This is a genomic window from Rhizobium sp. SYY.PMSO (assembly GCF_046840415.1).
GTDB lineage: Bacteria > Pseudomonadota > Alphaproteobacteria > Rhizobiales > Rhizobiaceae > Rhizobium.
Map to the genome: position 1 here is coordinate 598,082 of NZ_CP177349.1, position 13,859 is coordinate 611,940.

Annotated in this window: 14 protein-coding genes and 1 pseudogene; 8 read left to right on the forward strand and 7 right to left on the reverse strand. The window is 62.0% G+C overall.

Going from position 1 to position 13,859, the window contains the following annotated elements; genetic code table 11:
• Positions 1-109 precede the first annotated feature (109 nt).
• Positions 110-1,459, reverse strand: a complete 1,350-nt coding sequence (locus tag ACJJVH_RS02900) for a methylmalonyl-CoA mutase family protein (RefSeq protein WP_412064708.1) — start codon at positions 1,457-1,459, stop codon at positions 110-112.
• Between the two features lie 172 nt (positions 1,460-1,631).
• Between ACJJVH_RS02900 and ACJJVH_RS02905 the strand changes: the two genes are divergently transcribed.
• The gene (locus tag ACJJVH_RS02905; RefSeq protein ID WP_412065122.1) at positions 1,632-2,435 is read left to right on the forward strand and encodes a L,D-transpeptidase; all 804 of its coding nucleotides are present in this window, start codon (positions 1,632-1,634) and stop codon (positions 2,433-2,435) included.
• Positions 2,436-2,597: 162 nt separating this feature from the next.
• The gene (locus tag ACJJVH_RS02910; RefSeq protein ID WP_112796844.1) at positions 2,598-3,329 is read left to right on the forward strand and encodes a L,D-transpeptidase; all 732 of its coding nucleotides are present in this window, start codon (positions 2,598-2,600) and stop codon (positions 3,327-3,329) included.
• A gap of 101 nt (positions 3,330-3,430) precedes the next feature.
• Here ACJJVH_RS02910 and ACJJVH_RS02915 read toward each other — a convergent pair.
• Positions 3,431-3,590 (reverse strand): annotated as a pseudogene (locus tag ACJJVH_RS02915) (MarR family transcriptional regulator); the annotation flags it as partial.
• A 174-nt stretch (positions 3,591-3,764) separates the two neighbouring features.
• Here ACJJVH_RS02915 and ACJJVH_RS02920 point away from each other — a divergent pair.
• The 3 genes from ACJJVH_RS02920 to ACJJVH_RS02930 all read left to right on the forward strand — a co-directional run bounded on the left by ACJJVH_RS02920 (position 3,765) and on the right by ACJJVH_RS02930 (position 5,423).
• Complete coding sequence (locus ACJJVH_RS02920) at positions 3,765-4,187, forward strand: organic hydroperoxide resistance protein (RefSeq protein ID WP_113370340.1); 423 nt, start codon at positions 3,765-3,767, stop codon at positions 4,185-4,187.
• A gap of 122 nt (positions 4,188-4,309) precedes the next feature.
• Entirely contained in the window at positions 4,310-4,693 is a 384-nt protein-coding gene (locus ACJJVH_RS02925; RefSeq protein WP_412064709.1) for an antitoxin Xre/MbcA/ParS toxin-binding domain-containing protein, read from the forward strand.
• Positions 4,653-5,423, forward strand: a complete 771-nt coding sequence (locus ACJJVH_RS02930) for an RES family NAD+ phosphorylase (RefSeq protein ID WP_412064710.1) — start codon at positions 4,653-4,655, stop codon at positions 5,421-5,423. Before ACJJVH_RS02925 ends, ACJJVH_RS02930 begins: the two co-directional genes overlap by 41 nt.
• Here the strand turns inward: ACJJVH_RS02930 and ACJJVH_RS02935 are convergent.
• Entirely contained in the window at positions 5,410-5,856 is a 447-nt protein-coding gene (locus tag ACJJVH_RS02935; RefSeq protein ID WP_412064711.1) for a MarR family winged helix-turn-helix transcriptional regulator, read from the reverse strand. The genes ACJJVH_RS02930 and ACJJVH_RS02935 overlap by 14 nt on opposite strands.
• A 72-nt stretch (positions 5,857-5,928) precedes the next feature.
• On the opposite strand from ACJJVH_RS02935, the gene ACJJVH_RS02940 reads away from it, so the two are divergent.
• Positions 5,929-6,654 (forward strand): DUF899 domain-containing protein, encoded by a 726-nt coding sequence (locus ACJJVH_RS02940; protein WP_112796852.1) that lies wholly within the window; start codon positions 5,929-5,931, stop codon positions 6,652-6,654.
• A 217-nt stretch (positions 6,655-6,871) separates the two neighbouring features.
• Positions 6,872-7,648, forward strand: a complete 777-nt coding sequence (locus ACJJVH_RS02945) for a VOC family protein (RefSeq protein WP_112796854.1) — start codon at positions 6,872-6,874, stop codon at positions 7,646-7,648.
• Between the two features lie 117 nt (positions 7,649-7,765).
• On the opposite strand, the gene ACJJVH_RS02950 is transcribed toward ACJJVH_RS02945, so the two are convergent.
• Complete coding sequence (locus ACJJVH_RS02950) at positions 7,766-9,286, reverse strand: helicase HerA-like C-terminal domain-containing protein (RefSeq protein ID WP_412064712.1); 1,521 nt, start codon at positions 9,284-9,286, stop codon at positions 7,766-7,768.
• Positions 9,287-9,502: 216 nt separating this feature from the next.
• On the opposite strand from ACJJVH_RS02950, the gene ACJJVH_RS02955 reads away from it, so the two are divergent.
• On the forward strand, positions 9,503-9,898 hold the full coding sequence (locus ACJJVH_RS02955; RefSeq protein ID WP_112796856.1) for a hypothetical protein: 396 nt from the start codon (positions 9,503-9,505) through the stop codon (positions 9,896-9,898).
• A gap of 200 nt (positions 9,899-10,098) precedes the next feature.
• On the opposite strand, the gene zwf is transcribed toward ACJJVH_RS02955, so the two are convergent.
• The 3 genes from zwf to ACJJVH_RS02970 form a co-directional block, all read right to left on the reverse strand.
• Positions 10,099-11,619, reverse strand: coding sequence for a glucose-6-phosphate dehydrogenase (zwf, locus tag ACJJVH_RS02960; protein ID WP_112796857.1), 1,521 nt, complete (start codon positions 11,617-11,619; stop codon positions 10,099-10,101).
• 172 nt (positions 11,620-11,791) lie between these two features.
• Positions 11,792-12,562, reverse strand: coding sequence for a trans-aconitate 2-methyltransferase (tam, locus tag ACJJVH_RS02965; protein ID WP_112796858.1), 771 nt, complete (start codon positions 12,560-12,562; stop codon positions 11,792-11,794).
• A 158-nt stretch (positions 12,563-12,720) separates the two neighbouring features.
• Positions 12,721-13,761: a zinc-dependent alcohol dehydrogenase family protein gene (locus tag ACJJVH_RS02970; protein ID WP_412064713.1), complete on the reverse strand. Its 1,041-nt coding sequence runs from the start codon at positions 13,759-13,761 to the stop codon at positions 12,721-12,723.
• Positions 13,762-13,859: the final 98 nt, after the last annotated feature.

The following is a 13,859-nucleotide window of genomic DNA, read 5'->3' on the forward strand; positions in this document are numbered from 1 at the left end:
ATCGTTGACGGGGTTAAATCCAGGCTCGGAACGATCTCCCCCCTTGTGGGGGAGATGTCGCGAAGTGACAGAGGGGGGTGCGCAGCCTCCGCGAATGCGACATTCATCCTCATGCCTCCACTCCCTCGTCCAGCCGCACCGGCATCAAGCCCATGCCACCCGTGATCGGGCCCAAAGCCCCCAGGACGACCACCGGCCGCTCCGTTTTCATCGCAAACAGTGTCGTTCCCACAATTGGCTTGGCGACACGCTTTGCGCGCGCTTCGGCAACCATTGCCGCCAGCTCACCGCTGGCGATCGTCTTTGCCAATCCGCCCTTGCCTTCGATGCCGGTGAAAATCTCCCAGGCCGGTTCGGCCAGCGCATCGGTCAGTGCCTCGATGCCACCCGCGCCTGCGGCGGGATCGAGGACATGATCGAGATGGCTTTCGGCCATGAGAATCGTCTGTGTATTGCGCGCCAGGCGCCGCGCCAGCGGGTCGGGGATGCCGTGCGTCAGGCTGTGCGGCAGGACGGAAATCTCGTCGGCGCCGCCGACGCCGGCCGAAAAGACCGCAATCGTATTGCGCAGGATATTCGTCTCGGGGTCGAGGCGGGTCAGCATGCGATAGCTCGTCTCGACAAAAAGATGCGCCGGCGGCGGATCGGAGACGCCGCACGCTTCCGCGATGCGGGTAAAGATCAGCCGCGCCGCCCGTATCTTGGCGATCGTCGTGAACTGGTTCTGATCCGCCGAAAGACACAGGCTCGTTGCCGCAAGCGCTGTTTTCAGCGGCAGGCTGGCGTCTTCAAGCAACCGCAAATGGCCGACGAGGCTTGCGGCCATGACCGCCAGCTCCTGCGCCTCGGTCCCGCCGGCATTGTGCACCCCGCGACCGTCTGCATTGACGATCGTGCCATGCGGCCAAAATTCGATTAAGCCTTTAATATCTAATGCAAAGTTGGCAAAATTTCCGGCTGTCAAGAAGGCGTCGAAGCCAAGATGCAATCTTTGGACGCCATCGCCCGCAGTGGAGGCTGCCACCGTTCTGGCGGCGCCCGAGGAAAAGCCGTCGAGGCGCAGTGTCGCAATCCTGCTCGGTGCGGCCGCCAGCGCCTTGGAGAGGAGCGGTTGCGGTGCATCCATGCCGGTGCCGAAGGCCGAACCGGAGCAGGCGGAGACAAGCGAGATGCCGCTCGCGCCATTGGCGAGATCGTCGCCGAGCTGCGCCATTGCCCGTTCGATATCCGGATCGTCCATGCGTTGCGTCGCCGTCCAGGGCGCGTCGGCCTGGCGCCGCGCAAGCGGCGCGCAATCGCGACGGCGCGGGTAGAGCGGCTGGACGGCGATGCCGTCATCCGTCTGCGACACAAGCGTTTCCTGGAAGTCCTTGCCCTTCAGCGCCCGTTCCACCAGCTTCAGCCATGCCTTGTGATCGGTCTGGTCGAAGATGCCCGGGTCGAGACTGTCGATATTCATGCGATCCTCCGTCCCGCAATGGTCTAGCTCATGATTCCGCGGGGGAAAACAGGAGTTTGACCAATCCGCGCAATATCTTCGCGGTCGGCGTGTTCGTCATGGACGCCAGCCTCGCTCCAGCCGCGGCGGTCATCATGGCGGCGATCCGACATGTTTCAACTGGTTTCCGATGATGCCCGATCTGCTGCCCGTTTCCCGTCACCTGCTCGCCGCTGCCGCGTTGGCGGCATTATCCGCCTGCAGCGTCATTCCCGATACCGGCGCGACCGATCCGGATCGTTTCGTGCAGGAGACCGCACCGGTCTTCTATCGTCCGGAGGGCATCGATCCGCAAAAGGTGAAGCGCCTGCCGATACAACCCGTGCCGCAGGCGCGCGATCTCTTCCGCACGCAATTCCATCAGACCTATGGCCTGCCGACCTTCAACCCGGTCCATCAGGCGATGTATGCCCAGCGGAACGAGGACGACTTCACGCTGCCGGCCATTCCCTATACGCGCATAGATCCGCGCTTCCTGCGCCAGGAGGTGGATTATCAGACCAACGAGCGTCCCGGCACCATCGTCGTCGATACGCGAAGCCATTATCTCTATTTCGTCGAATCGGGCGGCAAGGCCATGCGTTACGGCGTCGGCCTCGGCGCCGCCGGATATGCATGGCATGGCAGGGGCGTGATCCAGTGGAAGCAGAAGTGGCCGCGCTGGACGCCGCCTGCCGAAATGGTCGCACGCGAACCGCAGATGCGACCGATTTCGGCCGAGCGCGGCGGCATGAACCCGGGGCCGACGAACCCGCTCGGGGCGCGTGCGCTTTATATCTATCAGAACGGCCGGGACACGCTTTACCGCGTTCACGGCACCCCGGATTGGCAGTCGATCGGCAGGGCAGCGTCCTCGGGTTGCGTGCGCATGCTCAACCAGGACGTGATAGATCTCTACAACCGGGTGCCCGATAAGACGGAAATCGTCGTTTTGTAGCGGTATTTTACCACAAATTTTCGTGATGTTGCATAAGTGCGATAGCCGGGGTGGTTTACGCTCTTTAGTTTTGCGCCTGTCTTTGCAAACCTCTCGGGGAGCCGAATCAGCTTAGGTGCTTCTGGTTCTCGCTTCCCCCTCAAAAGGAACTATGCTGTCGACATGAGCCTTCCTTCATCCCTATCCCGACGTAGCTTTCTCGCTTTTGCTGGTATCGGTGCCGTTTCGACGCTCGCCAGCTGCGCTTCCACCATCGACAACGGCCCCGTCGTCAGCCCGGTACAATATACCGGTTCGCCAAGGCCGTTCCGCAGCTGGTTTTCCAGTTATGACGGCGAGCAGCCGGACCCCGCCGTAATCTATGCGGCCATGGACGATGGCGGCTTCCATATTCCGGCGGTTCCCTACAAGCAGATCGATCCGCGTTTCTATCGTCAGCGCGTGATCGACCCTACAGGCGAGGCGCCCGGCTCCGTGGTCGTCAACACGACCCAGCGCATGCTTTACGTCACCGAGCAGGGCGGTACCGCAATGCGCTACGGCATCGGCGTCGGCCGCGAAGGTTTTGCCTGGCAGGGCCGCGGCATCATCCAGTGGCGCAAGAAGTGGCCGCGCTGGAATCCGCCGGACGAAATGGTCGCCCGCCAGCCGGAGCTCACCAAATACTCGATCGCCAACGGCGGCATGGATCCGGGCCTGATGAACCCGCTCGGCGCCCGCGCGCTCTACATTTTCGAGGACAAGCAGGATTCGCTCTATCGCCTGCACGGCAATCCCGACTGGCGCTCCATCGGCAAGGCCGTTTCCTCCGGCTGCGTCCGCCTGCTGAACCAGGACGTCATCGATCTCTACGATCGCGTGCCGGAGCGTGCGCCGATCCTGGTCACTGCCTGATATCGCATCATCGCAAAAAAAGGGCGCCGGTGGCGCCCTTTTTTTGTTGCAAGCAAGACCGGCCTTCATCTGCGATGGAGATCATGGCGTCGGGCTTCCGATAGCGAGCCCTTTTCCCACAAGGCAAGCATGACGAGATATCGCGGATAGGTAAGGCCGACGCGATCGAGGATCGGTGTAGGCGCGGTTGAAGGCATGCGTGGCACTGTAAACAGCAAAGCAAAGCTGCTTTCCCAGCCCCTTTTCCGCATCCGGTATCATCCCGCCCCTGGCTTCGTCCGTCACTATCGCTCCGCCGTTTTCCTTTTTTCGCATTTTCTTGTTGGATCATTCTCACCAATTCACTTTGCAAAATCGAATTGCAAAAAAATAAATATTGCGCACGATTAAATCGTATTATATAAAATAACCATCCAAATCGAAGGGAGACATGACATGCCTATTCTCTACACCACCAAAGCTTCCGCCACCGGTGGCCGCGCCGGCCATGCAGTTTCCGAAAATGGCGTCCTCGACGTCACGCTGACCGTGCCGAAGGAACTCGGCGGCGACGGCGCCACCGGCACCAATCCGGAGCAGCTCTTTGCTGCCGGCTATTCCGCCTGCTTCCTGGGTGCTCTGAAATTTGTCGCAGGCCAGCAGAAGGTCAAGATTCCGGAAGATGCCAAGGTCACGGCGACCGTCGGCATTGGTCCGCGCGCCGATGGCGGCGGCTTCGGCATCGAAGTCTCTCTGGCGGTCCACGTCCCCGGCATGGACAAGGCCGAGGCTGAAAAGCTTGCCGCCGCCGCTCATATCGTATGCCCCTACAGCCACGCCATGCGCACCTCGACCGAAGTGCCGGTAACGGTTGTCTGAAGCAGCCGCATCCGCCGCCTGAAAAGGCGGAGCTAAAAGAGAAAAGGAGCGAAGGCTTTGCCTGTCGCTCCTTTTCTTTTGCAAGAAATTTGCTATATGTTTTCTTAGGAAAGGATGTGGCTATGTCAAAGGCTCAATCGATATATCGGGCAAAGCCCGGTGAGGGACTCGTCATCACCAAGGCCGTTGTCAACGCCGCCGACCGGCTCGGATTGAATGCCCGCATACTCGCGGCCATCATCGGCGTGTCGGAGGCGACCGTCTCGCGCATGAAGCGGCAGGACCATCTGCTGGAGCGCGACAGCAAGCCGTTCGAGCTGGCCGTGCTTCTCGTTCGTCTCTTCCGTTCGCTCGATGCCATCGTCGGCGGCGACGAGGCCGTGGCGCGCCAATGGCTGCGCAACGGCAATCTCGCCTTCGGCGCTGCGCCCGTCGACAAGATCACCTCCATTTCCGGTTTGACAGATGTCCTTGCCTATCTGGACGCCCGCCGCGCTCTTATCTGAGGCGCGGGCCATTTCCGGCCAATATTGGCGGCTGGTGGAATCGCAGCATCAGGTTTCGACGCTCAAGCTGGTCGATAATTTGGAAGAACAGGCTCTTCTCGAAAGCGTGCTGGAAGAAAGCAAGCCCGTGCTGCCGCCGGAATGCGCCGGCCTCGACTATCTGCTGGCGACGCCCTTTCGCTATGGCGCGATCTATCCCCACGGGTCCCGTTTCCGCCGCGCGGGCCGCACGCTCGGCGTTTTCTACGCCTCGGAGCAGGTGGAGACGGCTCTGGCGGAAATGAGCTTCTACAGGCTGCTCTTCTTCCGCGACTCCCCCGATACGCCGCTGCCGGCCAATGCGGCGGAATATACGGCATTTGCCGCGGCGATTGCCGCCAAGGCGGTCATTGATCTGACCACGCCCCCCTTAGACCGCGATCGGCAGCATTGGACCGATCCGATGAATTACGAGGCTTGCCAGTCGCTTGCCGAGGCGGCGCGGGCCGGCGGCATCGAGGCCATTCTCTATCGATCCGTCCGGGATCCTCAGGGAGGCCGGAACATCGCACTGCTCACGGCAAGAGCCTTTTCGGCGCGGGAGCCGGTCGAACGCCAGACCTGGCGCATCCGGCTGTCGCGCGCCGGCGTGCAGGCGCTGTGCGAATTTCCGCGGCGCCGGATCGGCTTCGAACGGCGGGATTTCGACGCGGACCCCCGGTTGTCGGACCGATCGTTCAGAGTAGATTAGCCAGATCGCTGCGCAAGCGGTCGCCATTACCATCCGGCAGCCGTTCCTCAAGGGCCGCGTGAGTGGCCTTCCAGATCGGAATGGCGGCGGCGAGCGCTGCCTTTCCGGATGGTGTGAGGCTCAGCAGGCGGGCGCGGCGATCCTGAGGGTTGGGCACGATGTTGACCCATCCCCGCCGTTCCAGCGGTTTCAAGGCCGCCGTCAGCGTCGTCTGGTCCATTGCCAGCAGCGCCGTGACCGATCCCATGGAGGCCGGCGCCGGCCTGTTCAGGGACATCATCAGAGAGAATTGACCGTTGGTGAGCCCGAACGGCCGCAAGGCGTCGTCAAAACGGCGGGCCAGAGCGCGTGCCGCCCGCTGCACATACAGGCAAAGGCAGGTGTCGCGCACTAACGGCGTGGTTTCAAAGGGAATTTCGACTGCGTTTGACATGATTCATTAATATTGATATCAATGTATTTGTCAAGATTTTCGTAGTTGGTAGGCCGGAGGAGGGCGCTGACGATGAACCAGGTCGTTTCGAGGGACGTATGGCTGGAGGCTCGCCGCCGGCTGCTCGCCAGGGAGAAGGAGGCAACGCATCTTCGCGATCGCGTCAACGCGGAGCGCTTGGCGCTGCCTTGGGTAAAGGTCGAAAAAGACTATGTCTTCGACACGGCTGCCGGCAGGAAGACGCTCGCGGATCTCTTCGATGGCCGCAGCCAGCTGATCGTCTATCATTTTATGCTCGGCCCGGATTGGGATGCGGGGTGCACCGGCTGCTCGTTCCTAGCCGATCATCTCGACGGGACGCTTCCGCATCTCAATCATCACGACGTCACGCTCGTCGCCGTTTCCCGGGCGCCGCTGGAAAAGGTGGAGGCCTACAAGAAGCGCATGGGCTGGGATTTTCCCTGGGTGTCGTCCTTCGCGAACGATTTCAATTTCGATTATCACGTCTCCTTCACCAAGGAGCAGCTTGCGGGCGAGACGGTCTTCTACAATTTCACGCCGATGGATTCGGCCGAGGGCTATGACGAGCTTCCTGGCCTCAGCGCCTTCTACAAGGACGATGCCGGCAATATCTTCCATACCTATTCGAGTTACGCCCGCGGTCCGGAAGAGCTGATCGGCACGCTGATGATCCTCGATCGGGCTCCGAAAGGACGCAACGAAAGCGGCACGATGAACTTCGTTCGTCGCCATGACGAATATGAGGACACGGCCAAGGCACAGTCCTGCTGCCATTGAGGCCCCTCGGGCCACCGCATTCATGTCGCAGGGCAGGGGTCGAAATATCGTGCTTCGTACCTAGTTAACATCTGGCGCCCGCTTGCCGGAAAGCGGACGGATCGGTCGGTCGACCATCGTTCGGCCGTCACGTTCGCCGGCCATGATGCGGACGCGCCGGTATCGGTCCCGGCACGAGACGGGTGCCTGCAACCATCACAAGAGGGAGAGAGATGCCATGGCCGAGAAGGGATATTTCGTCTGGTACGAGCTGATGACGTCAGACATGAAGGCGGCGCAAGCTTTCTATACCAAGGTCGTCGGTTGGGACGCGGCGGATGCCGGCATGCCGGAGGTCGGCATGGACTACACGCTGTTCAGCGCCGGCGCCGGCCCCGTTGCCGGCCTGATGGTATTGCCGGAAGAAGCAAAGGCCATGGGCACGCCGCCCTGCTGGACCGGCTATATCGGCATTGCCAATGTCGATGAGATGGCGAAAGCCGTCGTTGCCAAGGGCGGAAAGATCTATCGCGAGCCGACGGATATTCCGGGTGTCGGCAGGTTCGCCGTCGTTTCCGATCCCTATGGCGCCGCCTTCTGCCTCTTCACGCCGCTGCCGGGTCAGGATTGGGAGCCGGCGGCCCCTGCCACTCCGGGCTATTTCGGCTGGCACGAGCTTTATGCCGGCGACGGCCCGAAGGCGTTCGATTTCTACAGCGAGATGTTCGGCTGGGAATTGAGCTCCGATTTCGACATGGGGCCGATGGGCAAATACAAGATCTTCAGGATCGGCGACCGGGACTTCGGCGGCATCATGACCAAGCCGGCGGAAATGCCGGTGCCGGCCTGGAATTTCTACATCAATGTCCCGGCGATCGATGCCGCCATCACCCGCATTACCGAAGGCGGCGGCAGCATCGTCAACGGCCCGATGGAAGTCCCCGGCGGCAGCTGGATCGTCCAGGCCACCGATCCGCAAGGAGCATTCTTCTCGCTGGTCGCGCCGGTGCGCTAAGATTGCGGCCCTCCGGGCGGGGAGGCTCGCGACGAAAGCGGCGGATGGAGTGATATTCCGGGATTTCGGGAAATCACCCCGCCCGCGAGCTTCGCTCCTCAAGGGAAGAATAATCTTCTACCGCTTCAAGCTGCCCAGAATGCCGCGAACCAGGGCACGCCCGACCTGCGTGGCAACCGTGCGGGCCACGCTCTTCAGCGCGGCTTCCATGATCGTCTCGCGCTGATAGCCCGAGCGGCCGCGGCCGGCCGGCTTGTTGCTGTCGCCGCCGAAGCCGGGCAGCGTCCAGCCATCGCCGGTGCTCTCGTTCTGCGGGGCGGCTGCCTTGCGCGCCCGCTCCGCCAGGATCTCGTAGGCCGATTCGCGGTCGATCGTCTGGTCGTAGACGCCGGCGACCGGGCTGGCATTGATGACGGCCTGACGTTCGGCATCGCTGACCGGGCCAATACGGCCGGACGGCGGGCGGATCAGCGTGCGCTCCACGACGGAAGGCGCGCCCTTGCCCTCCAGCATCGACACCAGCGCCTCGCCTGTGCCGAGCGTGGTGATGACGGTGGCGCAATCGAAAGCGGGATTGGGCCGGAATGTCGAGGCTGCCGTCTGTACGGCCTTCTGCTCGCGCGGCGTATAGGCGCGCAGCGCATGCTGCACGCGGTTGCCGAGCTGCGCCAGCACCGTTTCCGGTACGTCGAGCGGATTCTGTGTGACGAAATAGACGCCGACGCCCTTGGAGCGGATCAGGCGCACGACCTGCTCGACGCGCTCGATCAGCACCTTCGGCGCATCGTTGAAGAGCAGGTGCGCCTCGTCGAAGAAGAAGACCAGCTTCGGCTTCTCCGGATCGCCGACTTCGGGAAGCTCCTCGAACAGTTCGGAGAGCAGCCACAGCAGGAAGGTGGCGTAAAGGCGCGGGTTCATCATCAGCTTGTCGGCCGCAAGCACCGAGACCTGGCCGTAGCCGTCATTGCTGACCCGCATGATATCGGAGATTTTCAGCGCAGGCTCGCCGAAGAAGTTTTCCGCTCCCTGCTGCTCGAGCACCAGCATTGCGCGCTGGATCGAGCCGACGGAGGATTTCGAGATCAGGCCGTATTTGCTGGAAAGCTCGCCGGCGTTCTCGCCCATGTAGTTCAGGAGCGCCTGCAGGTCCTTGAGATCGAGCAGCGCCAGACCGTTCTCGTCGGCGATCTTGAAGGCGATGTTGAGCACGCCTTCCTGCGCTTCGGAAGCATCCATCAGCCGGGCGAGCAGCAGCGGTCCCATATCGGCTATGGTCGTGCGCACGCGATGGCCTTTTTCGCCATAAAGATCCCAGAAAATGACCGGGAACTGATCGAACTCATAGGGCGACAGGCCGATTTCCTCGGCGCGTTTCAGCAGAAAATCCTTGGGCTCGCCCTTGGCGGCAATGCCGGAAAGGTCGCCCTTGATGTCGGCGCAGAACACCGGCACGCCCGCCTTGGAAAAGCCTTCTGCCAGCACTTGCAGCGTCACCGTCTTGCCGGTACCCGTGGCGCCGGTGACGAGGCCGTGGCGGTTGCCGAATTTCAGCGTCAGGAATTCGTCCTTGTTGATGCTTTCGTCCGGGTTGCGGCTCGCGCCGACAAAAATCTGTTCATCCTGCTGCGGCTGCGGCATGGTGTCGTCTCCCTCTGGGCGGCGGCACAGCAGCCTTTGAAGCTGCCAGGGCCATTCATCGATCTGTCCTGACACTGTTATAAGAACTGACTTGAACGGGGACAACCATTCGCGTCACGGTTATGCTTCTGGTAGTGTAACCGCGTCCGGCGCGGCTTGTGTCGGTTGCTTCATTCGATTACGTTGACGTTAACGTCGTAAAGGCAGGAGGCCACAGTGAACGAAGTTATTGATCAGATCGCAACCAAGGCCGGCATCGCGCCTGATCTCGCAGAGAAGGCCGTCGGTATGATTCTGGGCTTTCTGCAGCGCGAGGCTCCGGATGGCCCCGTCACCAAGATGATCGAATCGATTCCCGGCGCTTCCGATCTCGTTGCGCAGTATAGCGGCGCGGAAACCGGCGGTGGTGGTCTGCTCGGCGGCCTGCTCAGCGCCGTCGGCGGTGGCGGCGGCCTCATGGCCCTCGGCCAGCAGCTGATGAGCAGCGGCCTCAGCATGGGTGAAATCACCTCGCTCGCCAAGGAAACGATCTCAACCGCCCGCCAGCACGCCGGCGACGAGGTGGTCGATCAGGTTGTCAACTCCGTTCCGGGCCTGCACCAGTTTCTCTGATCGGTATCGTCTTCGATGCAAAAAGCCCCGCGACGATCTCGCGGGGCTTTTTCATTTCGGATGGGTGGCCGGCATCGATGGATGCCGGCCCTTTTCGCTTCCGGGGCAGCTCCGCGTTCCACAGAATCGCCGGTCCGCTCCATCTTTTGTTTTTACGCGATTGCGGACGAACGGCCGCCGAGGCTTTTCGGCATGATTCCCTAGATTTTTCTGCTGCTCCGCTTCCCGTCGATCTGATGCCATTTGCGGCCGTCGCGTTCGATGAGCTTGTCGGCGCTGACAGGGCCTGTGCTGCCCGGCGCATAAGGATCGGGCTTGCCGCCTTCCGCCCAGAGGTCGAGGAAAGGCTGCACGGCGGCCCAGCCGGCTTCGATGCCGTCGGCACGCTGGAACAGCGTCTGGTCGCCGACGAAGAGTTCGTAGAACAGGCTCTCGTAGCCGGTCTGCCTGCCGATGTCGAACTTGTCGGAATAGCGGAAGTCGAGCGAAATCGGCGCGGTTTTCAGCACCAGCCCTGGCGACTTGATCGAGATTTCCATGTCCAGGCCCTCGTCGGGCTGAACCTGGATGATGAGCCTGTTCGGCGGCAGCTCGGGGCGCGAGCCGTGGCGCGGGAACTGCGCGAACGGCACCTGCCGGAAGGTGATGACCACTTCCGTATCGCGGGCCTTCATCGCCTTGCCGGTGCGCAGGTAGAAGGGCACGCCCGCCCAGCGCCAGGTATCGACGAAGAGCTTCAGCGCCACGAAGGTTTCGGTGTTGCTGTCGGGGGCGACATCGGCGGTCTGCGTGTAGGCGGGCAGATCATGGCCGGCCAACGGGCCGGCGGTGTAGGCGCCGCGCACGCCGTTCTTGGCCGCTTCCTCGGGCGAATACAGCCGCAGGGCCTTCAGCACCTTGCCCTTCTCGTTGCGGATCGATTCCGCGTCGAAGCTGTTCGGCGGTTCCATCGCCACCATCGCCAGCAGCTGGAAGAGATGGTTCGGCACCATGTCGCGCAAGGCGCCGGTCGCATCGTAGAACTTGCCGCGCATGCCGACATCGACCAGCTCGGCCGCCGTGATCTGGACGTGGTCGATATAGTTGTTGTTCCACAGCGCCTCGATCATCATGTTGGCGAAGCGCGTCGTCATGATGTTCTGGACGGTTTCCTTGCCGAGGAAATGATCGATGCGATAGATCTGGCTTTCCGCTACGTGGTTCAGCAGCCGCGCGTTCAGGGCCTGCGCCGAGGCGAGGTCGTTGCCGAACGGTTTTTCGATGGCGATGCGGCGGAAGGCGCCGGTTGCCTCGTTCATCAAGCCGTTTTCTGAGAGCTTTTCGGCGATGTCGCCAAAGAATTGCGGCGGCACGGCGAAATAGAAGGCCGCATTGGCGCTCGGCGCATGGCCGAGATAATCCGAAATCTCCTTGTAGACGCCGTTCTGGGTAAAATCGCCGGAGATGTAGCTGATGCGCTTGCGCAGGCTCTGCCAAGCCGCCTGCCGCTCGGGATCGTCCATGTCGCCGGAGGTCTTGAGAAAGGCTTCCAGCCGCTCCAGCAGCATGTCGACGCCACCGGTCTCGATGCCGATGCCGAGGATATGGAGATCCTCTCCCACAAGCCCGCTGCGGGTCATGTTGATCAGCGTCGGGATGAGCAGGCGCCGGGTAAGGTCGCCAGCTGCGCCGAAGATCACGAAAGTCAGCGGCGGTGCGGGTGCGACGTCGGGGGTGGTCATGAATGCGTCTCCTTGTGGCGGCCATTAAGGGGGCTTGTGGACGACATGGACTATCTCCTCGGAGCTATTGCTGTTTCAGCTTTGGCTGAGGGTGTTCTAGCGCGGGCCGGCGCCGGTTGTCGATGGGATCGACGCACCGCCGTCAGCCGGGATTGGGGGACGGGCAAACGGTCTATTTCTTGACCGCGACCAGGAAGAGGCGCGGGAAGCGCAACAGCACCTTGCCATCGGCAAGCGGCGGATAGGCCTTCTCGATATGCTTCAGATATTCGGCGGTGAAAGCATCGCGATGCTCGGCGCCGGCGTGATCGAGATAGGGGCGCAGGCCCGTGCCCTTCACCCATTCGACGATGGCTGCGGCATTTTCCAGCGCGTGATTGTAGTTGGTGTGCCAGATATCGATGCGGGCCGATTTGCCGATCAGTCTGTTGTAATAGACCGAGGGTGCGGGCAGGGGATTGCGTCGCACGCTCTTTTTGGCGAAGGCATCGCTCCACGGGCCGTTTTTACCGGCTTCCTCCATCATCAGATGGCTCGGCTCGTTCAGATTGTCGGGCATCTGCACGGCAAGCACGCCGCCGGGTTTCAGCCCGTCCATCAGGTGATCGAAGATATCGAGATGATCCGGCAGCCACTGAAACACGGCGTTGGCGAAAAGCAGGTCTACGGGCTCTTCCGGCCGCCATGCGGCAAGATCGGCCTTGACGAACTGCGTGCCGGGCATGCGCTTGCGTGCCGCCTCCAGCATGTTGTCGTCGCTGTCGAGGCCGGAGACGCTGGCGGCGCCATATCGTTCGACGATCAGCTCGGTCGAGTTGCCGGGACCGCAACCGAGGTCGATCGCTCGCTCGACGCGTTCCAGCGGCACTTGCGCCAGCAGGTCGCGCGCCGGACGCGTGCGTTCATCCTCGAATTTTACATATTGGCCGGCAGACCATGCCATGGGCGTATCCTCTTTCTAGATTGCCATTGTCTTCGCTGCGCATAGAGCCTTTGCGCCTTTTTCGAATCGCGAAAGCCCTCTATCCTTTTGTTCTGACGCATTTCCGGATGGAAAACCGCCACGCGCTTTTCCTGGAATTGCTCTAGCACCGGCACATATCAAAACCGTGTAACGACGCTGATGCCCGTGCCCTCAGCCTTATCCAGAGACATAAGCGCCGGAACGGCTTCTTCCAGGCTTATCTTGCGGCCGATGAGCTTTTGCGGCGCGATCTTGCCGGCGGCGAGCATGTCGAGCATGGCGTCGTAGCGCCAGGCCTGCATGCCGTGGCTACCGTAGATTTCCAGTTCATGGCCGATGACCTGCGCCATCGGGATCTGCGGCGTCGCATACTCGCCGAGCATGAGGCCGACCTGCACATGCCGGCCGCGGCGACGCAGGTTCCTGATGGAGTTGAAGCAGGTCGCGGGGTGGCCGAGCGCGTCGATCGAAACGTGGGCGCCGCCCTTGGTGATCTCGCGCACCGCCTCCGCCACGTCGGCAACGCTGCCCGCATTGATCGTTGCCACCGCGCCGCATTCGCGGGCAAAAGCCAGCTTTTCGTCCGAGATGTCGATGGCGATGGCGTTGGCCCCAAGCGCGCTGGCGATCATGATCGCCGACAGTCCGACGCCGCCGCAGCCATGCACCGCGATCCATTCGCCGGGCCGCGTCTTGGCCTGATCGGCAACGGCGCGGAAGGAGGTGGCGAAGCGGCAGCCGAGGCTCGCCGCCGTCGCATCGTCGACCGTTTCGGGCAGGTGAACGAGGTTGGTGTCGGCATAGTCGATGGCGACATACTCGGCAAAGGAGCCCCAATGGGTGAAGCCCGGCTGGAACTGGCTGGGGCAGACCTGCTGGTTGCCGGAATGGCATTCGGCGCAATGGCCGCAGCCGGAGACGAAGGGAACGGTGACGCGATCGCCGACCTTGAAGCGGACGACGCCGCGACCGGTCGCGACGACCTTGCCGGCAAGCTCATGGCCCGGCACATGCGGCAGCTTGATATCCGGGTCATGTCCCATCCAGCCGTGCCAGTCGCTGCGGCATAGCCCGGTTGCCCCGACGGCGATGACGACGCCGTCCTCCGCCGGTGTCGGGTCGGGTAACGTGCGTATTTCGGGCGTCGCCTCGAAGGACTCGTAATACATGGCTTTCATGGAAGTTCTCGCTGTTTTCCCGCGGTCTGTCCGTTCATCATTTTTCTTGATGAACCTATTCGTCAAGCTGTTGTTTCGGCGCATGAAAATTGCGCTAT